Consider the following 25639-nt stretch of genomic DNA (forward strand, 5'->3'; position numbering starts at 1 on the left):
GGCGCGACGATCCGCGATCATCGCAGCGCGCTGAATGTTGCCCTGACCCAGAGCCCCGGCACGAGTACGAACACAACATATAGCGCCTCGTACTCGGCTGAGCGCGACTATCGCGCGACCGCGGTCGGCGTCGAACGCAGCCAGGCGCTGGACCCGGCGCTCACCCTTGGCTACGGCGGCAGTTTTTCGCACGACGAGATCCAGCCGACCGATGCGCAGCTCTACAACCGCATTCCCTACGCGATCAAGAACACGTCATCGGCGTTCGGAAGTCTGGCCTGGGTACTCAATCGTTCCGAGGTGTTGCAAGCCGGCATCCAGCTCAACCTGCAAAACGGCTATCTGTCCGACCCGTACAAGTTGTTCGATTACGGCGGCAGCGCCGGGCCGGAGCGGCGCCCCGACCAGCGCCTGGAGGCCGCGGGCCTGCTGCGCTACCGGCGTTCGTTCGCGCAGATCGACGCATCACTGCATCTGGACTATCGCTATGCGCAGGACAGCTGGGGCCTGCATTCGCATACGCTCGAAGCTTCGTGGTATCAGGGTTTCGGCGACGGCTGGCGCGTCATTCCGGCGCTGCGCTACTACAGCCAGGCCGCGGCGCGCTTCTATGCGCCGTTCTTCATCAATCCCGAGGGGCAGCGTTTCTATTCCAGCGACTATCGCCTCGGTACATTTGGCGCTTTTTCCACAAGTATCAATGTGCGCAAGGCCATCGGCCGCTGGGAATTCAGCATCGGCGCCGAGCGTTACCACAGCGCCAGGGGTCTCGCCCTCGACGGCAGCAATGCACCCGTCCCCGCGCTGGTCAATTTCACCCGAGCGTATGCGGGGTTAGACTTCGGCTTCGATTAGCTTGTGGTGCGCAGATGCGCTTGTTCCGCTTCCCGTTTACCAGCATGGGCTGCCCGTGCGAGATCCAGATCGAGGCCGGATTGGAGCGCGCTGCGAATATCGCCGCGGCCAGGGCGCAGGCGGATATCGCCCGACTCGACGAGAAATATTCGCATTACCGTGACGACAACTGGCTCGCCCACCTGTGTGCGAGCGCGGGCAGCGGCACGCGCATCGAGGTCGATGAGGAAACCGCCAACCTGCTCGATTTCGCCGACACCCTGCATCGGCAAAGCGTGGGACGCTTCGACATCACCGCAGGCGCGCTGACCAAATTGTGGGATTTGCAGAGCGGCCGCGTACCAGAGCTGGCTGAAATCGACGCCGCGCGCGCGCGCGTCGGCTGGCAGCGTGTCGAATGGACACGGCCGTACTTCACCCTGCCGCTTGCCGGCATGCGCATCGATCTGGGCGGCGTGGTCAAGGAGTACGCGGCCGATCGCGCCGCCGAAATCTGCCGGCACGCGCAGATCGCGCATGGCGTGGTCGATCTGGGCGGCGATCTGGCCTTGATCGGCGCGCACGCGGACGGCAGCGCGTGGCTGGCCGGGATCAAGTCACCGGCGCATCCGCAAAAAGTATACGCGAGCATCGAACTGGCCCGCGGCGGCTTGGCGACCAGCGGCGACTACGAACGCGCCATGATCGTCGACGGCAAACGCTATTCGCATATCGTCGATCCCGTCGGCGGCTATCCCATTGAAAGTTTCGCCAGCGTCAGCGTGATCGCCGACAGTTGCCTGGTCGCGGGCGCCGCATCCACGCTGGCGATGCTTTTGGGAACGAGCGAAGGCGCGATCTATCTGCGCGAACTGGGCTTGCCGTGGCTGTGCATCGATCAGGCCGGCCGCGCCAGCGGCACTCTGAAAATGGCCTAGACCGTTTCTTCGCGGTGCGCCAGTTCGCGCGTCGTGCGCAGCCGCCACGCCATCCACGCCGCGCAGGCGGCCGCCATTGCGGACAGGCTGGCGAGCAGCGAGTTGGTTGCGCCAACCTCACGCAGCAGTTGAATCGTGGCGACCACGAAGACGTCGCCGAACCGCCACACGGCCGTGTCGATGAAGCCCTTCGCCTTGTAGCGCGTTTCGCGGTCGACGCGAGTATACAAACTGTCGGTCGCGGGCTTGTCGATGCCATAGGCACCCGCGCGCGTGATGACAAGCGCGCCAGCCACCGCGAACGGCTGGCCGACAAACGCCAGCGTGACCAGGGTCAACGCCTTGACGATTTCCGTGCCCATGATGCTGGCCACCGGCCCGAAGCGCGTCAGCACGACGCGCGTGACGACGATCTGCAACACCGCCATGAGGACGTTCGTTGCCAGGTCCACGCTGGCGTAAAAATCGGTGCGTGCCGCGCCATCGGGAAAATATTGATGGCCGATATCGGTTTGCAGGTTGTACAACACCGTGCCGACGCAGTCGCCCAGAATCATCAGGATCGCGACACGGCGCAGGAACGGCGACGCCGCGACTTGCTTCGCGCCGGCCCAGAAACCGCCGCCGATCAGCGCCTCATTGCGTGTCGCATCCTGCGCAACCGGATGGCGACGCGACCACGCGATCAGGCCCAGGATGCACAGCACCGCACCGAACAGCATGGCAGCCGACACCTCGAGCAGCGCGGCGATGCCGATCAGGTGAACCAGCCACTTGGTCAGCAGCGGACCGACGATCGCGCCAAGCGCGCCGCCGAACGCGACGATGCCGAACAGACGATGTGCCTGATCGACGCTGAAGATGTCGGCGACGAAACTCCAGAACACCGCGACGACGAACAGGTTAAACACGCTCATCCAGACGAAGAACACTTCGCCGAGCACGCGCGGACTGAGCTGTCCCTGCGCCTCGAAGGCGGGAATGAAGGCGATCAGGTTGAGGATGAAGAACACATACACGACCGGCACGAAACGCTTGCGCGGAAAGCGCGCCACGAGCCAGCCATACACCGGCGTCAGGATCAAGGTCACGATGAAGGTGGCCGTATAGAACGACAGCAGCACTTGCGAACCAGACGCCGCGGCGAGTTGTTCGCGTACCGGCCGCAGCACGTAGTAGGCCGCCAGCACAAGGAAGAAATACACGAAGGCGAGAATCAGCGCCGGCCACTCGTGGCGCTCGACGCCGGTGAATGCGCTGGCGAGCTTGCTGCGTTCGGGTGGATCGTTTGCAGCCAAGTTGCACATCCGAAGGCCAGGGTCGGCGAAGCGTAGCATGCGCACCTCGCACAAGACTTGCATGCCACCTGCGCTCGGCCCTAAGTACTCCGCGCATGACTCGCACGCACAGTCTCACGTATCCTGCGCGCATGACCGCCACGCTCGCCTCGATCCATATCTATCCGCTGAAATCCTGTGCGCCACTCGCGCTTGAGTATGCACAGGTCGAGACACGTGGCCTGGCCCGCGATCGACGCTGGATGGTCGTCGATGGGGACGGTCGGTTCCTGAGCGGACGCGAGCAGCCACGCCTGACCCTGATCCGCGCACGGCCCGATGCAGGCGATACGTTGCAACTGGATGCGCCAGGCATGCCGACGTTGCACCTGAATGCACCACCCGTGGATGGCGTGCGTCTTGCTGCCCAAGTCTGGGACGACGCGGTCTCGCCGCTGCTTGCCGCGCCCACCGCACATGTGTGGATCAGCGCTTTCCTCGGCCAGCCCTGCCACATCGTCATGATGGATGCGGGCTGCGCACGTGCGGTCGATGCGGACTACGCGGCGCCCGGCGACGAAGTCAGCTTTGCCGACGGCTTTCCGCTGCTGCTGATTTCGCAGGCCGCGCTGGATCAGCTCAACGGCAAGCTCGCACAGCCCGTGTCGATGCTGCGCTTTCGTCCGAATCTCGTCGTCGCCGGCACCGCGCCGCACGCCGAAGACGGCTGGAAACGCGTGCGCATCGGCGAGATCGAATTCGAGGTCGTGAAAGCCTGCATCCGCTGCGTGTTCACCACGGTCGACTTCGAACGCGGCGAACGCGATGCCTCGGGCGAACCGCTGCGCTCGCTGATCGGCTATCGACGCACCGACAAGGGCGTGGCCTTCGGCCAGAATTTGATCCCGCGCGGTGCAGGCACAATTCGCGTCGGCGATAGCGTCGAAGCGATTGGCTGATTTGCTGCAATGCGATGGAGCATCTGCTCTAGCCTCAACGCTTAGCCTCCCCCGACCCCACCTTGGGCAAGTCCCGGATACCTTTTGCATGACCTACGACTACGTGATCGTCGGCGCCGGCTCGGCCGGCTGCGTGCTGGCGAACCGCTTGAGCGCGAATCCGAATAACCGCGTTCTGTTGCTCGAAGCCGGTCCGCGCGACTGGCATCCGTTCATCCATATGCCGGCGGGTCTGGCCAAGCTGGCGGGTATCAAGGATATCAATTGGGACTATTCCACCGAGCCTGAGGCGCAACTCGACAACCGGCGCCTGTGGTGGCCGCGCGGCAAGGTGCTCGGCGGATCGAGTTCGATCAACGCGATGTGCTACATCCGCGGCATCTCCGCCGACTACGACGACTGGGCACGGCTCACCACCGACGAACGCTGGAACTGGCAGAACGTGCTGCCCTATTTCAAGCGCGCCGAGGGCAACACGCGCGGCGCCGACGAGATCCATGGCGCGGACGGCCCGCTCGCCGTGCAGGATCTGCGTTGCCCCAACGTGTTGACGCAGACCTTCATCGGCGCGGCACAGAGTTGCGGTTACGCGCGCAACGACGATTTCAATGGCGCGCAGCAGGAAGGTTTCGGCTTCTATCAGGTCACGCAGAAAAACAGCGCGCGCTGCTCAACCGCGGCGGGCTATCTGCGCGCCGCGCGCGGCCGCACGAACCTCAGCGTGCTCACCCGCGCGCTCAGCGAGCGCGTGTTGTTCGACGGTCAGCGCGCCGTCGGCGTCGACTATCGCCACAAAGGCCGCCTGACCCGTGCCGAAGCACGCCAAGTCATTCTTTGCGGCGGCGCGATCAATTCCCCGCAGCTGTTGATGCTTTCGGGTGTCGGGCCGGCCGATCAGTTGCGCGCGCACGGCATTCGCGTCGAGCGCGACCTGCCCGGCGTCGGCGCCAACCTGCAGGATCATCTGGATATCTGCACGTTGCAGCATTGTATACAACCGGTCAGCTACGACCGCCTCAACGACCTCGCCGTGCTGTTCAAGTACCTGACGCGCCGCGATGGTCCGGGCACGTCGAACATCGCCGAAGCCGGCGGCTTCGTGCGCACACGTCACGCAACCGACTCGCGCTGCGACCTGCAATTCCATTTCATTCCGGCGATGATCGACGATCACGGCCGGCACCGGATTCCCGGCGATGGCTACACCATGCACGCCTGCATGCTGCGCCCGCGCAGCCGCGGCACGATCCGGCTCGCTTCCGCCGATCCGGGCGCGAAGGCGGCAATCAACGCGAATTACCTCAGCGATGTCGAAAGCTACGATCTGAAACTGCTGATCGAAGGCGCCAGGCTGTCGCGTGAAATCTTCGCGGCCAAAGCCTTCGACGCCTACCGCGGCGAGGAGATTGTTCCTGGCTCCGCGGTGCAGAACGAAGCGGATGTCGTTGCGTTCATCCGGCGCAAGGCGGAAACGGTCTACCACCCAATTGGTACCTGCCGCATGGGCAATGACGACGATGCCGTGGTCGATTCCGAACTGCGTGTGCGCGGCGTGTCCGGCCTGCGCGTGGTCGACGCGTCGGTAATGCCGAATCTGCCCGGCGGCAACACCAATGCACCGACGATCATGATCGCGGAGAAAGCCGCGGATTTTATTCTGGCCTGAGCGGAGCGCGGAGAAAGGATTTAGCAAAGTCATAACACCATCTGCAGAATTTGGCGCTAGAATGGCGCCCCGTGCGACAACCAGTACGACATAACGCACGGAGCACTGCCCGATGAGCAAGACATGCTGTTACGAAAACTTGCGCTGCTGAGCTTGGCCGCGCTGGCTCTGGCGCCTGTCCACGGCGCGCACGCACGCAACAGGGCGCACGCGAACGCCGCACACACACCCAAAAGTACCCTTCCGCGCACCGCCGGCGATGCCGCGCTCGCAGCACGCGATTTAAATACCTTGCTCGACCGGGTCGAGTCCTCCGGTCAGGTCGCGGGCATGGCGTTCGCCGTGGTCAAGGACGACAAAGTGCTTCTGCAGCGCGGCATCGGTTACGCGGACACGAGTACCGGCGCGCCGGTAACGCCGGATACCGTTTTTCGTCTCGCCTCGCTGTCGAAAGCGTTTGCCAGTGCGCTGGCCGCGATGCTGGTCGACGACGGTGTGCTCCGCTGGGATACGCGCGTCACCAGTGTAGTGCCCTCGTTCGAGCTCATGGATGCAAACGCGAGCAACAAACTGACCGTGCGCGATATCCTCAGCCAGCGTGTCGGCCTGCCGCACAATACCTACGATCGCCTGCTCGAAGCAGACGAGCCGTATCCGCTGCTGGTGGACAAACTCCGCGAAGTGCCGCTCACTTGCGACGTCGGCGAGTGTTACGGCTATCAGAACATCACCTATGCCCTGATCGGCGACGTCATCTATGCGTTGACCGGCGATTTCTTCTATCACCAGGTCGAGAAGCGCGTGTTCCATCCGCTCGGCATGCTTACCGCGAGCTATGGCAAGGAGTCGCTGGAATCGAGCAAGAGCTGGGCGCGCCCGCACGCGCGCACGCGCAGCGGCTGGGTACCGTTCGAGATCAGGGATTCCTATTATCACGTCGCACCCGCAGCCGGCGTCAACGCCAGCATCAAGGACATGACGCAATGGCTGATCGCGCAGATGGGCGGCCGCCCGGACGTGCTTTCACCGGCGCTGCTGCAAACCCTGCACGCACCTGAAATCAACACGCCGTCCGAAGGCCGCATCTCGCCCTGGCACCGCGCGCGGGTCAGCGATTCGCAGTACGCGCTCGGCTGGCGCGTGTTCGATTATGCGGGCGAGACCCTGGTTTTTCATGCCGGCGCGGTGAAGGGCTATCGCTCGATGATCGCGTTCTTTCCGAAATCGCGCTTCGGTGCAGTGGTGTTGTGGAACTGCGAATCCGCAATCCCGTCCGGTCTGCTGCCGATGCTGCTCGACCGCTACCTGGGCTTGCCCGAAGTGGACTGGGCCGGTCTCGACTCGCGACAGCCGGCGGCGAGGCACGCACGGCTCGTTGCCGGCCGCAACGGCCGCTGATCCGCGCGAACCCGGAGCCGCACGCGCAACCGCTCAGAGTTTGAACTCGATGCGGCTCCTGATGTGCTCTTCGACCGCTTTGCCGTTTTCCAGACGCGGCGTGAAGGTCCAACTAGCAATCGCACGCAGTGCGGATTCGTTGAACACGCGCGCGGGACTCGCGCCAATCACGGCGGCATCCTTGACGTGTCCGTCGGCGCCGACTGTGAAGCCGACCTCGACCCAGCCTTCCTCATGCTTGCGCGCCGCATCCGGCGGATAATTGGGGGCCGTTTTCGTCACCAGCACCGCCGCGCGGTTTTCTCCACCGGCTGCCGGCACAGCCGGATTGGAGCTGGCAGCGGCAGCGGCTGGCAAAGCCGCTGCAGTCTGCGCGGCTGAGTTCTGCGCCGGCGCAGGCGACGCAGCGGCCGGTGGCGGCGCGGCGGCGGCCGCCGTGGTCGTGGGCGCTGGAGCGGGTGCAGACGCCGCTGGCTGATTGCGCGCCGTCGCGAGCAATTTGTCCTGGTCACGCTTGTCCTGATCACGCTTTTGTTGGTCGCGTTCGACCTGGCGCTTTTTCAGATCGAGCTTGTTGCGCAGTATGGTCAGGGTGTAATTCGTCGGATCCGCCTTGCCCAGCAGATTGATCATGCGCAGGCTTGCATCGACCTGACCTGCATTGATCTGCTGCTCCACCGCGCCGGTGGCCAGCGGAAACATTTCGCGCAAACCGTCCTGGGCCGACCGGTTGTCTTTGTCCCTTTCCAATACCAGCAGATAGTATTCGACGGCATTGTTTCCCTGCGGCTCCACCAAACGCTGTTCGCTCAACGCTTTCGCCGCATTCGCGAGCAACTGGGGAACCGTAAGGGTTGCGGCGTCCGGCGCCGTTGGCCCCGCGGGAATCGCTGCTGCCTGCGGCGGGCTCTCGCTGGCGGGCGCCGCTGGTGGCGGCGGGGTGCTGACAGGTCGAGCGGCAACCGTGGATGCCGGCTTGCTGCCCCCCCGCTCTCGCGAAAAGAAGTAAGTCGCCAGCACGATGGCGACAACCACTGCGGCCGCCCCGAGTAGAACTCGTCGGCTATTTTCGATATTCATGCGCTCTTGCCCCTGTATCTGCATGAAACTGCATTATCTATCACGGTCTCGTCAAAAAACCTTGCGCTGCCTCATGGTTTTGTGACCTGGTCACGCAAATTCGCGTCCGGCCTGATCGGTCAGTATCCTCAAGCCCATGGGCGACGGGCATGGTAATGCAACTTCGAGGAACTGGCACTTCGGCTTCGACGGGAACTCCGCGGCAGTTTGCACGCACGGCCGGGGCTAGCGGTGCGCTAGACAGGTTGCCAACAGCAACCGTTCAGCAGTCCGCCTACGGCCACGCCTGATCAGCCAGCAGATCATGGCAGGCATTCGGCCCCGTGCCCTTTTCCCCCTTGAGCACTTGCACGACGTTTTCGAACTCCGGCTTGACGTGCACCGGTGTCGGCGGCGGCGCGGACCCGATCGGCTTGATCAATCCCGCCGGGAAACTTGCCATGCGCAGTTCCACAACCGGGCTGGCGCTCACGCCGCCATCGGTTGCCGGCTGGACACGATTGAGCGTCTCCTGGGGAGCCGGAGCCGCTGTCATCTGCTTTTCGACGGTCGATTTGACCACGCCTTTCTGCACTTCCGCCTGCACGTTGCTCGCGCGATCCAAGCTTACGCTCGCCTTCACATCCTTGGCGTTGCGGAATCCCACGGTGTCGACCAGCAGGTAGTCGTTGCCATCGAGAAAATCGACCGCGCCTTTGATCTGCGCAGCGAATGGCGTCGGATCGTCTGCATCGGCAGCATAAGGGCCGATCGAGAAAACGCGCAGCGACTCGCCGCGATGCGAGCCGCCGCCCGCCAGACCGCGATCGCCGGGTGCTCCCATTTCCTTGGCCAGCAGATTCTGGATGCGCACGGTCGGATCGTGCACGTCACTGAAAGGACGATCCCCGGTCACCGCACTCGACGGATGCGCCTTGATCTGCCTGAGTGCCCCATGACCACATAGCTCGTGGCCAAACGCTTCAGCTGAAGTTAGCTGTTTCATCGCTTCGGTTGGCCCTCCGGTCCAATAGCGAAAATCCGGTGCGCCGGCACCGGACGTCGGTGTCATCCTCACTTCGCGCTTCTCCAGGTCGGTCGCCGGCGCATCCTTGCTTGTCACGATGATCCGCCAATCGTCCGGCGCAGCCGCCAGCGTGCTGAGACAGCAACAACCGACCTGCTGCTTACCCGTTGCAACCTTCTTGAAGTTGTAGCTGCGGCTGTCGGTGCCGCTCTTTGGCCACACCAGGCCGTCGCGGACAATTTCGAAATCGGGACACAGCGCGGTGACCAGCGGCACGATCGTGCTGACCGCGGTCTTGGGATCATCGGACGCTTTCGCGTCGACGTTCAGCTTGCGCTGCACGCCTTCGGCACGGCCTCCTTGCTGCACCACGTGCGTCAGTTCATGGGCGAGCAGGCGCCGGCCTGCGATCGTGCCAGGCGCATAGGCGCCAGATGCGAACACGATATCCCGACCCAAGGTATACGCATGCGCCTGAATCGCGCGCGCGGCATTCGCCGCTTCGCCGTCGGTATGCACACGCACCTGGCTGAAGTCGTGACCGAAACGCGGTTCGAAGTACGAACGCATGGCATTCGACAGCGGAACGCCGCCGCGTGCGGTGGCCTGCGTGGCTGCGCCGCTGTCCATCGCTGGCCCGGCCGCAGTCGTACGCTTTGGGTGGATCTGTCGCTTGTCCTCTTCCTCGCACGCAGCGCATTTGCGCTGAAGCGCCGGCACCGTCGCACCTGTCGACGCCGGCCCAATGACCCTGTCCGCAACCGCGTCGGCTTCACGCTCGAGCGGGTCGCCGGGAGAGCCAATCGTCGCCTTGCGCTGGATCGTCGGCGCAAACGATGCCACCCCCGAAAAATCGAAACCTCGACCTGGCAAGGGTGCATCCCTGCCCGTCTGTTCGCGCGCAACCGGTGCCAGGTTCGGCAACGCACGCTGCAATGCCGAGCCAGAGGTCGCAGGCGGATTCGGTTTGGTTTGCAATGTATACATATCAACTTTTCCATCGATCAAGCCAGCGACGCATCGGTACTTGGATCAGCGACGGCTCGCCTGGAACCAGCCTGTCCGCTGCCAGCACTCAGCCGTGCGGCTTCTTTTTAGTAGCGGCCTGTCCAGTATCGCACTGAGTCACCGTCTGCACCGTACATAGGCAGCTGTTGACGGCGGGCGCGCCATTGGCGTTGGCCGTGAATACGCCGAGCGGCGCGTAGTAGTGGCGCGGACCTTCGGCCGACAATTCGGCAGTGACCGGACTGCCGTTGAGCATGCGCACGCTGCCATCGGCCTGGATCTCGTCCGGCCAGTCGATGTCGCCGTTGGCGACACGGGCGGGGATCAACCAATAGTCGCCGGTGCAGTAGCTGCCACCCTTGGCGAACCAGATCTGCACGCCGTCCTCCAGCGTGATCCAGTTCTTGTCGAGCAGGCCGGTGTCGCTGTCGTCCGATTCCTGCACCGGCAATGCGCCGTCCGCGTTCACGCCGGTCTTCTGATCCCAGCGCCGCAGCAATGGATGGTTACCGCCGTTGCCAACCAGTGTGCTGCCCTGCAGGGTGACCGTCATCGTGTCGCGATCTATCTTCATCACCTTCAGCAAGGGATCGGCGCGATTCTGCAAGACCGCAATGTCGTCCACGACGGAAACCCAATCGCCGGAATGCAGACCGAGTTTCTTGTCGCGTCCCAAGCTTGCCAGTGTCACATCCAATTGCGTGGTGCCATTGGCCAGAGTGGACGCTGCGCCGATGTTGGCGATCGGCAAGACCACCGAACCGTTTTCGCGCGACCAGACGTAACTTGCGCCGGTCGCCGTGCCATCCGCAACGCCGCCGCTATGAATTTCGACTCGATAAAGTTGATTTTCGGCGCCACGATAGCTCGACGATGGCGCAATCACGCAAGGCTCGGGGGTTGGCGAACCCTGTTTCGCGCGCGCGCGCAGCAGGCCGCTTCCGGGTTGCTTGGGGATGCCACCCAGGTCACAGGGTTGATCCGAGTTGTAGTGGGCGTCGGTTTTCACCTGCCAGACGATTTGCAGACGCGTCGTGGTGTCGGGTCCGCCAAGCGCGATCTCGCGGATGTGCGGGTCTTCGACACAGGTGATGTGCCCTTCCCAGACGTCGAGATAAATCACGTAGGGCGTTTTTTTCTGATCGCCGAACACCTGTGCGTCGAATCCGGCCTGATCCGAATAAAGCATCGGGCTGCGGTTTTCGATCAGGATTCCTTCGACGTAATAGCGTCCCGGATTGATGACGAACGAGGTGCCTTTCTTCAATTCGCCCCCCAGCCTCAGCAGGAGTTTCTTGTCGCCTTCAATGATGCTGTCTTTGAGCAGGCTGCCATCATATTTGGCGATCAGGTTCGGATCGATCACGACCTGCAGGCCGTTGCTGCCCGCGGGAGCGGCGTGAGGCCCGATCAGGTCGCGCGCCAGTGCGCGCAGGTAGTGGGTGAGGATGGCGCCCTGTTCGTTCCAGTCCGCATCGAGCTGGACACGGCCCTGCTGCATCAACACGCGCGAATAGTGCTTGCGAGGGTCGTAAGTGTTGCGAGTGAAATCGCCTTTCATGATGGTCTCCTAAGTCGCAAAAATAATGCCCGCGTCCATGCCGGCCGGTGTGTATTCGCCGAGCCGCGTCTGCAAGCTGATTTCGCGTTGTGGTTGGAACAGATCGTGGAACACGCCCATTTCCGATTCATCGTCGGCGCCGCGTGCGATCTCGCTCGCGCAATCGCAAGCCAGGCGGCAATAGGCCGAATTGCCGTAGCGCGTGCTGTCGAAAACCGGGCGTACGCGCAGCATTTCGGGTTCCTGCGCAAGCGCAAGCGCCGGACCGCTGAGCGCGGGATTGGCAACACCGACCGCGACGCGCACGAGGTCGGGCTGGCAGTGATAGCGTTTCGGCGTGCGCGAGTTCGGCGTGACGTAGCAGAAACGCACGCAGCCCAGCTGCTGGCGCGCGACGTGGATGCAGCCCATGAAGATCGAATTCTCGGCCAAGCCAATCGCGTGCGCGCGAATTGCACCGAGCACGCTGCTGCGAATCACGGAAACCTCGGCGAACGCGTACTGTTCGGCGGTGGCGCTCAACGCGACGCGTCCGCTGCGCGTTGCGTCGACGATGCTGTCGCTGATGCGGATGACCAGCGGATCGCCCAGCGCCCCGTCGGCTGTGACTTCGATCGAACCGATAGTGCTGTGTTCGACCGTCAGCTTCGTCTGGGTATTGATCAGCTCGATACTCGGCTCGTTCGGGCGCTTGGGTTCGCAATCGCAATCCAGGCCCCAGCCCGGCACCAAGGTGCAATGGCGGATCACGACTTCGCACAAATCCGGCGATGGTGCTGTCGACCCATCGCCCGGATCTGGACCATTGATCTGCAAACCGCGCCCGCTGACCAACAGGCCGTCGAGTATGAAACGGCTACCTGCGCCCCCGGAAACCGCGAACGCATCCGGACGATCGCTCATGTAATCGAGCATGCGCAGCACCGGCCGGGTACGATCGGCAGCACGCAACTGCAGGGTCTGCTGCGCGGCAAGCACGACATTGACCGGTTCGGTGTAAACGCTGCTGTCGATGAATTCGACGATGCCGTAGCGCGGCTGGTCGGCGTTCCACTGGGTCAGCGCATCGGCGAGCCGGGCCAATTGCCCCGTGCCGATCTGGTAGATCTTGAAACCGATCGCGATGATTTTCGCGAACGCGAATTCGAGCAACAACCGGTTCAAGCGCATCAGCGAAGCGCCGGTCGCGCCGGCGGCGACTAGTTGATTTACCTCAGCCGGCAGTTTCGCAGAGTCGCCGAAACGATCCGTGCTGAACAGATTCGCGTCTTCGAGCAAGCTGTTGAACTCGGCCGTCAGCGCGATTATTAGCGCGTCAGACGGTGTTGCGGGCGAAGTATATGTATCGATCAACTTCACTGTGCTTGCGGCAAAGCGGCTGCACAGATAAGCGCTCAAGGTATTGCCGGTCAATTTGAGCCGGGCAATCAATCCCGGAACATCGATCAGATCGTACCGTTGCATGCGCGACATATCCGCTAGCGTCGGCTGGATCATCGGCCGCGCGTATTCGCCGCCGCCGATGTCGGCGCTGAAGCCGTAGTAGTAGTCGACCAGTACGCCTTGCTTGGGCAGTTGCCCCGCCGGAAACAGAATGCGCCCGCTGGCGGGATCGACGACGACAGTGCCGCGCGCTGCGGTATAACTCCAGCCGCCCAAGTCGGCCACGACGATGCTGCTCGCCGGAATCGGTTGCTGTGCACCTTTCTTCGGCCAATCCGGTGCGTAAATTGCGAGGCTTTTGCCATCGCCGTAATAGTTCGCTGAGGCCGTCGCCACAGGAGGGTGCGCGTCGCTGAGTTGTTCGAACGCCAGCCGGCGAATCGGCACCGGCAGCGTCAGCTCGGTCACCGGGGCGACTTCGGGTTGCGGCTTTGTATACAATGGGACATCGTTGCCGAGCACACTGAAGGTGTAGCACTGCGGGCCTTGTTCCTCCAAACAATAAGCGGGGTTTCCGCTGACCGAATACGACCGCATGCGGAACACGAAGGCGCCGACGCTGGGAATGTTGTAACGTCCGTGCCGATGGTGCGAATCGATGCGCCGCACATCCACGGTACGCGCATTGCGATCGAAGGCACCGCCGAGAACATCGAGCGCATTCGCGTCGCGCAGTGTGAGCGTACGTCCACGCTGCAGGTGCCGATGATTCAGATGCTGCGTCCAGCCGAGGTGGCGATAGAATTCGACCGCGAAGCCCGGCCACGCGCCCACATCTTCGATGAGCTCCGCCAGCGCCGACAGCGTTCCCTTGCGCCGGCGCATCTGGATCGTGTTCGCCACTTCGCGGCGCGGAATCAGGTAACTGTTGAGCAGTCGACCTTCGGCCGTGCCGGGATCGCCCGGATCGCCGGCCTGATGGACCGGGCGATAGCCGACGAGATCGCCGATGTACGGCACGGCCCAGTCGGCGCAGGTTTCAATAAACCAATCGTCGTAGAGCTGCGCGATATCGCTTTCGACAACGCCAACCTGTTCGTTGATCACGCGCAGCAGCGCGCGCAATGGATAACCTTGCTCCGCATCCTTGCTGCGATGGAAAGCGGGCAGCAGTTCGTATAGACGATCGACGGAAACGTTCGGCGCTATGCTCATGACGCAAGCTCCAGAATCAGGCTATCGGGCACATTGGGCGGCAGATAGGCGATTTGCGCGGGCAGGATTTTCCCCAAGCTGTCGATACACGCAGCTGGCACGCTCAGCCAGCCGTCGGCGCCGCTGCCTTCGTCGCTTGTGCCCGGCGCCGGTGTCAGCGTGAACCACGCCGACTGGCTGCCATCGCTCGCCGTACCATTCGCTGCCGCAGCCGGCGCCAACGGCGTCAAGCCATTGATCAGGTCGGCATCGCTCAGCAATCTCACCGTACCGCCGAGTACATGTGCGACGCCGGTGACGCCCTGAATCACGCCGATGATTTCGCTGCCGAATACCGGCTGACCCAGACCGCGGGCCTGGAAGCCGAAACGACAGTTCAGCGCCGCAAGAATCCGCGGCTGCACATCGTCCCAGGCGTAATCCGGTTGCAGAGACACGCTCGCCTGAATCACCAGCGAGAGCGCGTTGCGGATGTCCACGTGGATCGGCAGATGCGGATCGCCGAATTTATTCAATGCCTCGACCAGATTCCGATACAGATCCGATGTTGTGTCGATCGGGATATCGTCGATGCCGGCGATGGTGACATGCACGAAGTCGCCGCCTGGCCCAGGCAGCTTGACCGCCGTCGCCTTGCCGATCCCGGCAAAGCTGCAGGCGAAGTCCGCGTAGTCCTGCACCGAAACCAGCCGATCCAATGCCGTGACTGCCAATGGCGCATTCACACGTGCCTGCTGCAACGTATCCGCATCGGCGCCGCCCGAAGCGCGAATCGGATTGTTGACGCCGGTGACACCCAAGGGTTTATCGGTGGCGAGCGTGAGTTGTCCCGCGCGCACGTTACCGGCCGCGCCGATGCCGCTGCGATAGACCGAGGCGACGTTGTCCTGCCCGGTCGGCAGTCGCGCGCCGTGCTTGCCATCGCCGAACACGATGCTGGTCGCTTCGGCGTCATTGCGCTTGCTCAGATAAACGCGTGCATTCGGCGCGGCCATGCTGACATCGTCGACTTCGTGCCTGAGCAAATTGTTCACGCGCACTTGCAGGGTCGAGGCGACGCCCGCTGGCGTCGGCGCCGCCACATAGGTCAGCGGCGGCGATTTCAAGGTGAAGTTCTGGAACACCTGCGTCGCATCGCCCGCGCCCAAGGTCTCCCTGCGCGTTTCGCCGTGCGTCGCGCGCACGACATTGCCGTACAGCGTGAACGTGTCGCGTCGGTAACTGTAGGCAAGCGGCGTAGCGAGTTTGATGTACGTGTGCAACGTGTCGCCGGGCAGGTTCGCGGCGTTAGCCAGGACCGGATTGTCATTGCCATCCCGCGGAACCAGAGCGGTCAGCCCTTGCCGCACGGCGGCGATCATGGCGCGCTCGGCGACCTCGACTTTGACATCTGGATCCGTGAAGTCGGCGCGTTCGCCTGCGGCAACAACCCATAGCCCGGGAGTCAGTCCCGAATAGTACTGGTCGAGTTCGATCTCGTTGGTCGTCACATCGCCGGCGACGTTGTCTTGCAGCGGGTCTGACGCGAGTGCGAGTTCTTCGCTTTGAGCGAAAACTTGCGCTTGCCGCAATAAATCGGGCGCCGACAGATCCGTAGATGTCGGAGTGAGCCAATCGCGGTCGACGGACAGGAGACTGACCTGCGCCGAAAACGCGCTGCCGATCGCCATCGAAATCGTTTGTACGCTCTGCACGTTCAGAACCTGCGGGTCGGCGGCCGCCGCCAATCCGGAATCAATGATCGCCCAGCTGGGATTGTCGGAATTGCTGCCCGGTTTTATTTGTGCGTACGTTGCGTCCAGCGGAACCTTCAAGGGGTCCGGGCTGCCCCACGCCGATTCGACCGAGAGATTCGTATACGCAATCGTCCCTGAATAAGAATCCGTGGATGCCGCTCTCGCGGTTCTGGCAATTCCGATGACCGGCGGAGGTTGTATTTGCAAAAAAGGGCTCGGTGCCGTGTTGCCAAACAGCGCCGCCTTGCTGCGCAGGGCATACACCTTGATCGTCGCGGGCGGCGACGTCGTGACGTTCACGGAGCCGAGAGCGGGAATCAGCGTTTCCTTCAGTGCCGGCACATGCGCCAACAGCATCTTTGAGAACGCTTCAGCGCCAGGTCGCAGAGTCGTAGCGACATCGCGGCTTACCGTCAGCACATTGCGCGGCTGCAGCTTCAGTGCCTTGCTCAGTTCCTGGATCGTGGTTTGTATCGGCGTTGCCGCGACAACAGGAACCGGAACGGACGGAGCGGGTTTATCCCATTCACGGACCAGCACCTGTGTACGCTTGTTGTCCGTATCCGGCATGACCTTGTCGACGCGATAAGCAATCGGCCGTTGATTACCATAGTCGATCAGTAACGCATCGTTCGGTTTGAGCTGGGTGCTCGTCCCATCCAGGTACAGACCTCTGCCCGGATTGAGCACGTCGTATTGCGCACCATAGTTCAGCCTCGTTCGTCCGCTCAGAACAACCGGCGGAGCGCGCCACTGCGGTTGCGCAAGGCGCACCGTGATCTGGCTCCATTCCGGTCGCGCGGACAACAACTCGGCAGTTTCGAAGGTTTGCGCCTTTTCGCCGGTGGCGGGCACGCTTTGCACGCGCGTACCGACAGGAATATTCACGGACGCGGCATTGGCATCGATCGTGTAGGCGAGATATACGCTGGCCGATACACCCGGCCGCATTTCATAACCGGTCAAGCGACCGAGTTGCAGCACGGAATTGCGTTCGGTTGCGGTGCGCAGATAGCCTTCGTTGGCGATGCGGTCCTGATAGAACGACAGCACATCGCCGGCGATCGCCCAGATGTCGCACAAAGCGATCGACGCATCGCCGGCATCGCGCATGCGCAACGGCGCGAGTTCGGGAAAGTCGGTGCTCGACAGACGCGCACGCATCGTTTCGACAAACGTCGCATAGGTACCTGGACGATGATGAATTTCGCGCAGGCCGGGCCGGTTTTCTTCGGCAACCGGTGTCGTCGCGCGCACACCGGTGCAGCAACCGCAATCGCAGCTCATCGGCCACCTCCCATATTCAGCGTGAGCTTGCCGTGCTCCGGATAATTCGGATCGTTGTCCAGCTGGGCGATCTCGTAACAGGCAAGCTTGAGTTCGCCCGGTGGAAATGCGCTAGCCGGCGCATCCCAGCGGCGCAACTCGACCAGTTTGACGCTTTGCACGCCTTCGATCCGCTGTGCCGTGGAGATCAGGTCGGGCGCGTACACATCGTCGCCGAAACTCAGCCGATCGGGATGGAAGAAACCGAGCGAGCCGTCGGCGAGGCGTCGATTGCTGAACGCGTCGATCAGCGCTGCCGCCACATGCCCGCGCAGATAATCCGGCAGCACGCAAATTTGCAGCGTGATCGCCAGCGGCACGTAGCGTGCAGGCTGCACCTCAAGATCCTGACCGACACGGCGGAACGGTTGCAGCTCGCACTCGACTTCGGCACACAGCGCTGCACTCGCATCTTCCGCGCCAAGCGGATCGATCGCGACATCGGCTTCGTACCAACTCCCCGTCCATGCGAGCCGCGTGTTGGCGCGCTGCAATTTCGCATCGTTCTGCGCGAGCTGCGCATAGTCATCCGCGGTGATCGCGCGCAACAGCTTGCTGCGAAACGCGTGCGGCGCAGCGAGCTTGGCCTCGGCCAGCGTCTCGGGCGCGGTACCGCCTTGCGCAGGCATGGGATTGCGCGGCACGAGATTCGCGCCGTCGACCGGCGCATTGCGAAACACGATATAGGCGATCGCTTCGGCCGGCACCTTGCCAGCGACTTCGACGCCGACGCGGTAGTGAGTGCCGAAGCTCGAACCCGCATCGGGTCGGCGACCTAGGCGGCCATCGCCGAAGCGCAGGTGACCCAAGCCCTGATCGTCGACTTCCACGACCACGTCGCGATCGTCGCTGCCGCTGGCGAGCAGGTCAGTGCGCACGCTCCATGCCACGCTCGCGGATCCGGCACCAGCCGGCATCTCGGTAACCTTGAGCTGCGCGATGGCTTGGCGCGGATCCTGCGTCAACGCGGTCGACGCCGGCCCGCTCTGCGGCGGCGGTTCGCGATAGATCAAAGGTCCCTGGCGCAAAGTCTGGGTGAACTTCGCCGGCCGCTCCACGCTGTCGAGCACAACGCCGTCGCAGCCGCAGCAACCGTCGCCACCCGCGGAGCCGACCACGCCGCACGGGTCGTCGTTCACACAGGCGCCGTGATCGACCAGGATCACGTTGCCGTGCGCGACGCTGATATCGCCGATGCGCCGGCAATCGGGTGCCGGCAGGCGCGCGGACAGACACAACGCGAACGGCAGCGCATCGGCCTGCGCCCATTCGATATTGACGATTGCCTGACCGAACAACGGATCGGTCGTATAGGTCGCTTTGGTCAGGCGCACCGCGCAGCGATGCGTCGGATCGGCGTCGGCCGGATTGCCTGTCGTCGGCCCGAGCATTTCCTCGAAAATCAACACATCGCCCGGCACGAGTAGGGGATTCTGAGTGTCTTGCGATGAAGCGGACGCCGTTGCTTTCGGTGTCTTGCCATCGGCTGTTGCGGAAAGCCTACTTTGTGTACTCGCCGCACCTTGGTCAGTGCTTGGCTGCGGAGTCGGATCGATCAAGGTCGCGCAGGTCGCACCCCTGACCAGACAACATTCCTCGTCGCCCCAGGTATAAAAATGGATCGTGCTGCGTTCCGGATAAAGATGGACGTCGGTACCCGGCGGCGAAACGACGGGTTCGAATACTTCGTACAGGTTCGCCGGGATCAATTCGAGATCGGAGTCCAGCAACGTCCGACCACGCGCGACGTTCTGCAATTGTGTCTCGCGGGTGACGAAATAGTAGCTGCCGCTGGTAAGCGTGGCGTTCGAGCTGCAGCCAATCGTCAGCCACGCGCGCGCGTTGCAGCCTTCGTGCAAGTGGTAATCGACGAGCCGCGCATGGCGACGCACGGAAATGCGCGTACGTGCCGTGTCCAGATAGGCTTCGGTCGCCACCGCGTCTTGGTAATAACTCAGCTGATCGGCGACGTAGGCGAGCAGCTCGACCAGGGTCACGCCGATATCCGGCACATGACGCTCGCGCCAGTCCGGCATGGTCACCGCAAGACGGTCGAACATCAGCTGGCGGAAACTCTCGTAGTCCTTGGCCAGGTAGTTGATATCCGGCGCTGTGGACGCTTCTGGCGGACAGATCGGCGCCACGGCGCAATCGAAATCGCTCGGGCAATCGATCTTGAAATTGAAATCGAGCTGGACATAGCGCGAGTCGAAACCCGACAGCGGTTGTTCGCGGGTCGAGCCATCGTCGTTCTGCACGATCTCGACGAGGCGCAAGGTATAGGTCGAGAAGTCGCCGTAGCGATCGAGGGAGACGATCAGGCATTCGTCCGCCTCGTCGCCGCCGGCCGGCGCCGGCGCGAGGCCGATCGCCTGGATGCCGGTGATGCGGCGGCCGCCGTCGATGTGGATATTGGCCGGCGTGAGGTTCTTCGGCGCCGAGTCGAAAAAGTATACAGCGAGTGAAAGCTGATCGTCGCTCACTTCGATGTAGTCGATGCCGTTCCAGTCCGAATTGCCGAACAGTTGGCGCCGGCGCGTATCCTCGCGGCAGACCATGGCGGCGGATGTCGTGAGTGCGGACATCAGGAATCTCCCTGGGTGAAGGTCGTGGTCTGCGCCTGACCCGTCGCCTTCAACACATAGCTGAGATTGACACTGAGCGTGGAATCCTCGCTCGTCACTTCGAGCGAACTGATGTCGATCAGTTCGCCGAGCCATTGGGTGAGCGCCGCCTGCGCGGTGAACTGCACCGTCGCTGCAAGTTCCGGACTGTTCGGCGCGAACACGAGCTGGCGCAGGCCGCAACCGAAATCCGGACGATTGACGCGCTCGCCAGGATCGGTGAACAGCAATTGCTCGATCATGTCGCGCACGTGATCGGCATAGTCGGTGCTCGCCGTGGCGCCGCGACTGTCGAAGTGAAAAGGGAAGTCGATATTCATGAGTGCCTCACATCGCGATGACGCGCGTTTGCGACGACATGACCAGCATCGGCGTGCCGTTGGACACGCAGGTGGACATCCCCGTCGCGATAACCAGCGGCTGGCCGTTCGAGGTCACGCGCGTCGTCGCCATCGTCCAGGTTCCGGTCACGCACGGACTGCCGGACGGTGTCAGCGAGCAACCGGCGATCGCGTACGGCGTCGGCTGGGTGACCGTGGGTTGCCCGGATACCAGCACTTGCGCATTCGGAGCAGTGGGCGTCGCCACGCCCAAGTGGGAACAATTCACCATCGCGCCGAAATGAAGGAGAGGTCCTGGCATCGGTTTGTCCTCAGGTCACCACCAGCGCGGTGCCATTGAGCGTGATCTTGGCGCCGACGATATCCACGCCTGCCGGCGTGATCGAAACCAGAGAACTGGCACACTTGATCACGATGCTGGTCGGCATCACGGTGATCGACGGACTCGGCCCCAGCGGCCCCGCCGAGAGCGCGACGCCGCCGACGGGCAGACCGAAGATCGTCACGGAGTTGTGCCCCGTGGTTTCCAGCACCATGTTTGGCGTCGGTGGCGGTGAGGCGGCGCCGAGCAACGGGACTTCCGCGGCGATGCCCCAGAAACAACCAGTCCAGATCGGATAATCTGGATCGCCCTGTTCGAATTCGATCCAGACGCCGGCGCCGACTTCCGGCACGAAGAATGTGCCACTGGATTTGCCCGCCACGGGCACGCACGGCAGCGCATAGGTCGATGGGATAATACCGAGCACGTCGGGCACGATCGCCTGGATGCGTCCGAGCATCTCAGGGTCCGCGTTGCTGAACACCGTGCCGCGATACTTGCCGTAGTAGCGTCCGTCGTCGCTCATGCGGCAACCCTCGGCACCGTCGAGATCAGACCGTTGCGCGACAGCTTGAAGCTCTGCTTGTACTCGCCGCGCTTGATCGTATGAGTGACGCTCTTGACGTAATGCAGCCCGTCGTACGCAAGCCCGGCGCCGCGCACGCCGACAAGCTGGCGCGATTTGAGCAGGCGTCCGTAGCGCACCACGTCGAGTGAGCCTTCGCCATTCACGACCTCGGCCCATTTCGCCGACGCGGCGAGGCCGCGCATGATGCCCTGCGGAACCGGCAATTTGGAGAGATTGTCAGCGACCGGCGTCAACGCTGTCGGAATCGGTGGAATCAGACCGAGCGGCGGATTGAGCGGCGTAATCGGCGGCAGCGGAATTGCCAGAATCAGTTTGGTTTGCTCGTTGTAGTAGAAGTAGGCGGGTAGTTCGTGTTTGTCGTTCTTGAAGCTGAAGCTGAGCGACTCGACATTGCTGTGCCCGTCCATGTTGATGCTCAGCGCGGGCTGCGGTATGCCGACTTTGATCTGCGGACCCCAGTAGCCGAAGCTCTGTCCCGGCAACGGACCCGGGTCGATATAGAACACGTAGCCGACGCGCTCGGCGAGTGTCGTGATGTATTTGAAGTCGGTACCTTTCTGCGCTTCGATCTTCGAGGTCGGCAGCGGCACATCGATCATGACGCTCGGGATCACCAGCGGCACCACGCCGAGCAGCGCATATTTGGCCAGCAGCAAGGCCACGCGCCCTTCGGCAGGCATCGCCGGAAACGGCAGACCGCTCCAGTCGCTCTGATCCATCATCACGCCGAGGTCTTCGCCGTACACGGTGAGGATCGCCTGCGACGACTTCGTTCCCGGTTTGATATCGAACTTGGTCATCGCACCATCCATGATCACGTGCGGCGTGCCGCTGACCGTGGCGACGATGACGACGCGAATGACCGGAATCGAACTGATGCCGCTGCCGAGCAAGAACAGCGTGTGCAACGGCGATTGCGTGCTCAACGCGAACGACAGCTGAAACCCGCTGCGGCCCTCGTCGGTGTTGGTGACGGTGACTTCGTTGAGCGCTTCCATCACCACGCGTGGTGCTGGGATCGGCACCACCGGACCGATCATCAGGGTCAACTGGACCTTGCCGCTAAGCATTGGAAGGCCCCGGAAATCCGGCGGGCAAAGTGATGCGCAGCTGCCGTCCAATCGCAGCGGTCAATGCCGCTGGGCGCAGTTCGCGATTGCCATCGCAGATGCGCCAGAAGAGTTCAGGATCGCCGAGCACGCGCGCCGCAATATTGTCGAGACGATCACCCTGCACCACGGTATACGTGCCGAGCAGAGCGAGACTTTCCGGGGCAGGCACGAAGCGACGCGCGAGATAATTCACCTGGGTACCGTCGGGCAACGTGCAGGTCTTGGTCGGCGTGTTCACGTAGCGGCTGTTGGCTGCGAAAGTGCTCATAAGATCGGTCTCATGGAATCCCGGTCAGGCCGAGTTGCGCCAGCGTGCCGCCCGGCCCGCGTCCGGCGAGTTGTTCCTTGCGCTGTAGGTAGCTCATGAACAGGCCGCCGCCCTTGTTGGCGAAACCCAGATCGTCGACCGAGAGCACGCGCATGCCGAGGCTAACCTTGGCGCGGATCGGATTGAGCGCCACATCGAAGGCCTCTTCGGTGATCGACAATTCGGTGATGCGCACCGGCAACACGCGCACCTGACTCCAGACGAACAAGGTCAGTGGCGTCTCCATCGGAATGATTTCGAGCTCACCGGAATCAAGCGCTGAATTGTTCGTCTGCAACTGCGTGCTGGTCGGATAGACCAGCGTTTCCAGAAGTGCCAATTGTGGAAAAATACCCACCTGCACCGTGGCCTGGTTCTGATCCGGTTGCTCGAGCTGGTCGGTCGCGTCGATCTCCGCTTCGAGCTTGAGCGTCTCGACCGGCGGACCCTTGAGACGCAACGCCTCCGAATAATCGTGCCCATCCGCACCGATCGCCTGCACCTGCAGCGTGCGCGACAACGAATCCGGGTTGTACTGCAACACGATCATGCGCGATGTCAGCACCGCCGACGTGACCGGATCGAGCGGCACGATGCCGCCTTTGAGAATGCGTGGGGAGCCGGGGAAGGAAGACATCATTCAATCCGGCCGGGCGCTTCGCCCGTAACCCCTTCCGCTGCGTGTCTTTGCAGCACAGGTCCCGCCTGCGGCGCGACGGTTGGAAGTACCGTATTTGCAACGATTTGGCTGCGTCTATTCATTGACCTATTTCCTCACCTGCAACTGATCAGAACCTGATCCAATTCATTTATGTCTTCATTCCGGTACTTCAATTCGGCTCCGAATGAGCCAAATTGGAATGCTCAAGTCTTCGGGTTTACTTTTGCTCGGCTTGAGCCAAGATGTATCACTTCAATGGAATGATGATTTCGTTGCTCATTGGACCAGTCTTGCGAATCGTTCCGCCAAATTCCGCCACGATGCGCTGCATGCCCATCACGTTCTTGTTCACAATTACGTTGCCTGTGATTTTCAACTCCATCGCGCCCACAGCTTTTGCTTCTTGAACGAAGTCTCTGAACAGCTGCATGATCGGCCCTATGTTCACCGTCTTGCCACGAAGGTTGGTAAGCCCATAAATATCGCGTTTGAATGTGTGTCCATCGAAAGATTTGTCGCCAGCGATGCGATAGTCCCCGACCACTTCACCTACCTCCTGTCCGGCAGGGATTCGGTCGGTGGCGGCCTCGTCGGAGATCAACTCGGGAACCCCTCTGCTATCCGCAGAGGAAATGTCGGACTGAGCCCCGGTTTTTGGTTCCGAATTGCTTTTCAGATTGGGGTCTGGCGTTGGCGGCGTCTTGCCCATGCGGGCTGGGCCGAGGTCCTGACCGGGCACGGGGGTGCCTGGCGCATGATCAATCTGTTGTCCGTGCGGGACATCGTGCGTAGCGTTCACGGCCACTTTCGCAGCCTCACTATTGGGTGAAACCGGAGGGTCGTTCGATGGGGTTTTATTTTTAAAAACCGGGTGGGAGGCATCTACCTCCACACCCTGTGAGACGGAGTCGGTATCGCGGAGCATTCCTGTGGGCTTGCCGCTGCCAGCGCCTCCTCCCGGCTTTACAGTTAGAGTGGGGTCGGGCTTGGGTGCTTGCGAGGAAGTATCGGGTTCAGACGGCGTCTTTCCCGGACGTGGCGCAGATGTGTCAGCTACATTCGGCGCTTCTGGAACAAACATGCTTGAGGCTCCGAGGGCATCGAATCCGCCCTGCACGCCGCCCACCACTCGCTCCCAAGGACTTCGGCCAAAAGACTGGTGGGTCAGTATCGATTTGTCCGTAATGCTTTCATCTATTTCCCCCACGCCAAATGTTCTCAGGGCCGCTGTGGACACAACATTCAATAGATTTAGTGGAGAGGTAGTATCCATTCCGGCCGCTTTTGCCTCCTTCCCCGCACCGATAAGGTGACCGAGCCCGCTGGAGGCAAGCAGGCTGGTCCCGATCCACTTGCTGACGAGACTGCTGGAAACACCTCTGGCCGCCGCCCAATCCAGAGCACCCGCTCCCAGCGCTTCAAGGCCAGCGGCTCCGCTGCCTACAAGTGCGGACGCACCGATTGCGATGAACGGCGCGACCTGCGCTGCGGCTGCAATCCGGGACATCCTGCGCAGACCCGCTGCTTCGGCTTTCCAAGCCACGCGATATTCATTTCGGATGAAGAACTCCGGGTTTTCCGTCGCATCCTGCGGAAGGGATGCGCTCCCAGTGCGGAGTTTCCAATTGAAGATCCGCTTGAATTCCGCGAAGGTTTGAAAATCCGACTGTCCGCCCGCCACACCTGCCAACACCAACTCGATGTCCTGCGGATAAAGGTCTTCACTCGCGGCTGGACCCGTTACTCCGATCTGGCGAACGTCTTTGAGCAGTTGCGTGAACTTTCCTCTCCCCCAAGCGCCCACTTTGCTTAGGGCGTCTTTTTGTCCTTCGACCCACTGGTCGACTGTCTGCATTCTGGAAACGGTCGCCGGGTCTTGACCTTCCATCTGGATGGCCATCGTGGTCGATGATTCGCTCAGACGGTCGCCCATGTCCGCCATGAACTCCATGGCTTGCGGATCGGATTCACCATCCGCATCTTGAAACCCGACCGTCAGCTGCCGCTGTGCACTCGCTGGCAGCCTGGCGATGCGGTCTGCCGGCGAGAGCCGGGTCTCGACTTCCACTCTCGATCCGGTGCCATGGGATGCAACTTCGAGATGTGGGCGAATCGGAGACGATCGGTCGATAACCAAGTCGACCATTTTTTTGTAACGCCGTACTGGTGCAGCGGGCGTGTCCAGGCTGCTACCCTCAATGAAGGTAACTTCCTCATTGGATCCGTCTTTGAAGAACACCCTCGCGCTCGGGGAATGCCAGTATCTTTCCACGCGGACCATGCGTGATTTTTCCTG

The 25639-nt window shown here is 62.3% G+C and carries 19 protein-coding genes; 6 read left to right on the forward strand and 13 right to left on the reverse strand.

Annotation, left to right across the window (positions count from 1 at the left end; all coding sequences use genetic code 11):
- Both VIE67_RS02925 and VIE67_RS02930 read left to right on the forward strand, forming a co-directional pair.
- Window positions 1-855: DUF3570 domain-containing protein (locus VIE67_RS02925; protein WP_332023101.1), on the forward strand; the 855-nt coding region annotated here is incomplete at its 5' end.
- Between the two features lie 20 nt (window positions 856-875).
- A complete protein-coding gene (locus tag VIE67_RS02930; protein WP_332023103.1) occupies window positions 876-1772 on the forward strand; it encodes an FAD:protein FMN transferase in 897 nt (298 codons plus the stop codon).
- On the opposite strand, the gene VIE67_RS02935 is transcribed toward VIE67_RS02930, so the two are convergent.
- Entirely contained in the window at window positions 1769-3079 is a 1311-nt protein-coding gene (locus VIE67_RS02935) for an NTP/NDP exchange transporter (RefSeq protein WP_414707265.1), read from the reverse strand. The two genes, VIE67_RS02930 and VIE67_RS02935, sit on opposite strands and share 4 nt — an antisense overlap.
- 86 nt (window positions 3080-3165) lie before the next feature.
- Between VIE67_RS02935 and VIE67_RS02940 the strand changes: the two genes are divergently transcribed.
- The 3 genes from VIE67_RS02940 (at window position 3166) to VIE67_RS02950 (ending at window position 7072) form a co-directional block, all read left to right on the forward strand.
- Window positions 3166-4008, forward strand: a complete 843-nt coding sequence (locus tag VIE67_RS02940) for an MOSC domain-containing protein (RefSeq protein ID WP_332023107.1) — start codon at window positions 3166-3168, stop codon at window positions 4006-4008.
- An 88-nt stretch (window positions 4009-4096) separates the two neighbouring features.
- Window positions 4097-5674: a GMC family oxidoreductase gene (locus VIE67_RS02945; protein WP_332023109.1), complete on the forward strand. Its 1578-nt coding sequence runs from the start codon at window positions 4097-4099 to the stop codon at window positions 5672-5674.
- 123 nt (window positions 5675-5797) lie between these two features.
- On the forward strand, window positions 5798-7072 hold the full coding sequence (locus tag VIE67_RS02950) for a serine hydrolase domain-containing protein (protein WP_332023111.1): 1275 nt from the start codon (window positions 5798-5800) through the stop codon (window positions 7070-7072).
- Between the two features lie 33 nt (window positions 7073-7105).
- Here VIE67_RS02950 and VIE67_RS02955 read toward each other — a convergent pair whose 3' ends face one another.
- The 7 genes from VIE67_RS02955 to VIE67_RS02985 form a co-directional block, all read right to left on the reverse strand.
- The gene (locus VIE67_RS02955) at window positions 7106-7885 is read right to left on the reverse strand and encodes an energy transducer TonB (protein ID WP_332023113.1); all 780 of its coding nucleotides are present in this window, start codon (window positions 7883-7885) and stop codon (window positions 7106-7108) included.
- A gap of 541 nt (window positions 7886-8426) precedes the next feature.
- A complete protein-coding gene (locus VIE67_RS02960; RefSeq protein WP_332023115.1) occupies window positions 8427-10145 on the reverse strand; it encodes an eCIS core domain-containing protein in 1719 nt (572 codons plus the stop codon).
- 88 nt (window positions 10146-10233) lie between these two features.
- On the reverse strand, window positions 10234-11727 hold the full coding sequence (locus VIE67_RS02965) for a DUF6519 domain-containing protein (RefSeq protein ID WP_332023117.1): 1494 nt from the start codon (window positions 11725-11727) through the stop codon (window positions 10234-10236).
- 9 nt (window positions 11728-11736) lie between these two features.
- A complete protein-coding gene (locus VIE67_RS02970) occupies window positions 11737-14325 on the reverse strand; it encodes a hypothetical protein (RefSeq protein ID WP_332023119.1) in 2589 nt (862 codons plus the stop codon).
- Window positions 14322-17348, reverse strand: coding sequence for a putative baseplate assembly protein (locus tag VIE67_RS02975; protein WP_332023121.1), 3027 nt, complete (start codon window positions 17346-17348; stop codon window positions 14322-14324). Before VIE67_RS02975 ends, VIE67_RS02970 begins: the two co-directional genes overlap by 4 nt.
- Window positions 17345-19972 carry a putative baseplate assembly protein gene (locus VIE67_RS02980; RefSeq protein WP_332023123.1) on the reverse strand — a complete coding sequence of 876 codons (2628 nt, stop codon included), beginning with the start codon at window positions 19970-19972 and terminating at the stop codon, window positions 17345-17347. The genes VIE67_RS02975 and VIE67_RS02980 overlap by 4 nt, the downstream gene beginning before the upstream one ends.
- Window positions 19972-20331: a GPW/gp25 family protein gene (locus VIE67_RS02985; RefSeq protein ID WP_332023125.1), complete on the reverse strand. Its 360-nt coding sequence runs from the start codon at window positions 20329-20331 to the stop codon at window positions 19972-19974. Before VIE67_RS02985 ends, VIE67_RS02980 begins: the two co-directional genes overlap by 1 nt.
- A 17-nt stretch (window positions 20332-20348) precedes the next feature.
- Here VIE67_RS02985 and VIE67_RS02990 point away from each other — a divergent pair, with 17 nt between their 5' ends.
- Window positions 20349-20636, forward strand: a complete 288-nt coding sequence (locus tag VIE67_RS02990; RefSeq protein WP_332023127.1) for a hypothetical protein — start codon at window positions 20349-20351, stop codon at window positions 20634-20636.
- Window positions 20637-20663: 27 nt separating this feature from the next.
- Here the strand turns inward: VIE67_RS02990 and VIE67_RS02995 are convergent, their stop codons facing one another.
- From VIE67_RS02995 to VIE67_RS03015, 5 genes are all read right to left on the reverse strand, one after another.
- On the reverse strand, window positions 20664-21200 hold the full coding sequence (locus VIE67_RS02995) for a phage baseplate assembly protein V (RefSeq protein ID WP_332023129.1): 537 nt from the start codon (window positions 21198-21200) through the stop codon (window positions 20664-20666).
- Window positions 21197-22333, reverse strand: a complete 1137-nt coding sequence (locus VIE67_RS03000) for a hypothetical protein (protein ID WP_332023130.1) — start codon at window positions 22331-22333, stop codon at window positions 21197-21199. The genes VIE67_RS02995 and VIE67_RS03000 overlap by 4 nt, the downstream gene beginning before the upstream one ends.
- Window positions 22326-22643: a LysM peptidoglycan-binding domain-containing protein gene (locus VIE67_RS03005; protein ID WP_332023132.1), complete on the reverse strand. Its 318-nt coding sequence runs from the start codon at window positions 22641-22643 to the stop codon at window positions 22326-22328. Before VIE67_RS03005 ends, VIE67_RS03000 begins: the two co-directional genes overlap by 8 nt.
- Window positions 22644-22653: 10 nt before the next feature.
- Complete coding sequence (locus VIE67_RS03010) at window positions 22654-23319, reverse strand: hypothetical protein (protein WP_332023134.1); 666 nt, start codon at window positions 23317-23319, stop codon at window positions 22654-22656.
- Between the two features lie 271 nt (window positions 23320-23590).
- On the reverse strand, window positions 23591-25639 hold a 2049-nt coding region (locus VIE67_RS03015), incomplete at its 5' end, for a hypothetical protein (protein WP_332023136.1).

This window comes from Rudaea sp. (assembly GCF_036560865.1).
Taxonomy (GTDB): Bacteria; Pseudomonadota; Gammaproteobacteria; order Xanthomonadales; family Rhodanobacteraceae; genus Rudaea.

What these genes read in the sequence shown, in the direction of transcription:
- VIE67_RS02935 (WP_414707265.1), bottom strand. Translation starts at nt 3,079, where the DNA reads ATGTGCAACTTGGCTGCAAACGATCCACCCGAACGCAGCAAGCTCGCC.
- VIE67_RS02940 (WP_332023107.1), top strand. Translation starts at nt 3,166, where the DNA reads ATGACTCGCACGCACAGTCTCACGTATCCTGCGCGCATGACCGCCACG.
- VIE67_RS02945 (WP_332023109.1), top strand. Translation starts at nt 4,097, where the DNA reads ATGACCTACGACTACGTGATCGTCGGCGCCGGCTCGGCCGGCTGCGTG.
- VIE67_RS02950 (WP_332023111.1), top strand. Translation starts at nt 5,798, where the DNA reads ATGCTGTTACGAAAACTTGCGCTGCTGAGCTTGGCCGCGCTGGCTCTG.
- VIE67_RS02960 (WP_332023115.1), bottom strand. Translation starts at nt 10,145, where the DNA reads ATGTATACATTGCAAACCAAACCGAATCCGCCTGCGACCTCTGGCTCG.
- VIE67_RS02965 (WP_332023117.1), bottom strand. Translation starts at nt 11,727, where the DNA reads ATGAAAGGCGATTTCACTCGCAACACTTACGACCCTCGCAAGCACTAT.
- VIE67_RS02970 (WP_332023119.1), bottom strand. Translation starts at nt 14,325, where the DNA reads ATGAGCATAGCGCCGAACGTTTCCGTCGATCGTCTATACGAACTGCTG.
- VIE67_RS02975 (WP_332023121.1), bottom strand. Translation starts at nt 17,348, where the DNA reads ATGAGCTGCGATTGCGGTTGCTGCACCGGTGTGCGCGCGACGACACCG.
- VIE67_RS02980 (WP_332023123.1), bottom strand. Translation starts at nt 19,972, where the DNA reads ATGTCCGCACTCACGACATCCGCCGCCATGGTCTGCCGCGAGGATACG.
- VIE67_RS02985 (WP_332023125.1), bottom strand. Translation starts at nt 20,331, where the DNA reads ATGAATATCGACTTCCCTTTTCACTTCGACAGTCGCGGCGCCACGGCG.
- VIE67_RS02990 (WP_332023127.1), top strand. Translation starts at nt 20,349, where the DNA reads ATGACGCGCGTTTGCGACGACATGACCAGCATCGGCGTGCCGTTGGAC.
- VIE67_RS02995 (WP_332023129.1), bottom strand. Translation starts at nt 21,200, where the DNA reads ATGAGCGACGACGGACGCTACTACGGCAAGTATCGCGGCACGGTGTTC.
- VIE67_RS03000 (WP_332023130.1), bottom strand. Translation starts at nt 22,333, where the DNA reads ATGCTTAGCGGCAAGGTCCAGTTGACCCTGATGATCGGTCCGGTGGTG.
- VIE67_RS03005 (WP_332023132.1), bottom strand. Translation starts at nt 22,643, where the DNA reads ATGAGCACTTTCGCAGCCAACAGCCGCTACGTGAACACGCCGACCAAG.
- VIE67_RS03010 (WP_332023134.1), bottom strand. Translation starts at nt 23,319, where the DNA reads ATGTCTTCCTTCCCCGGCTCCCCACGCATTCTCAAAGGCGGCATCGTG.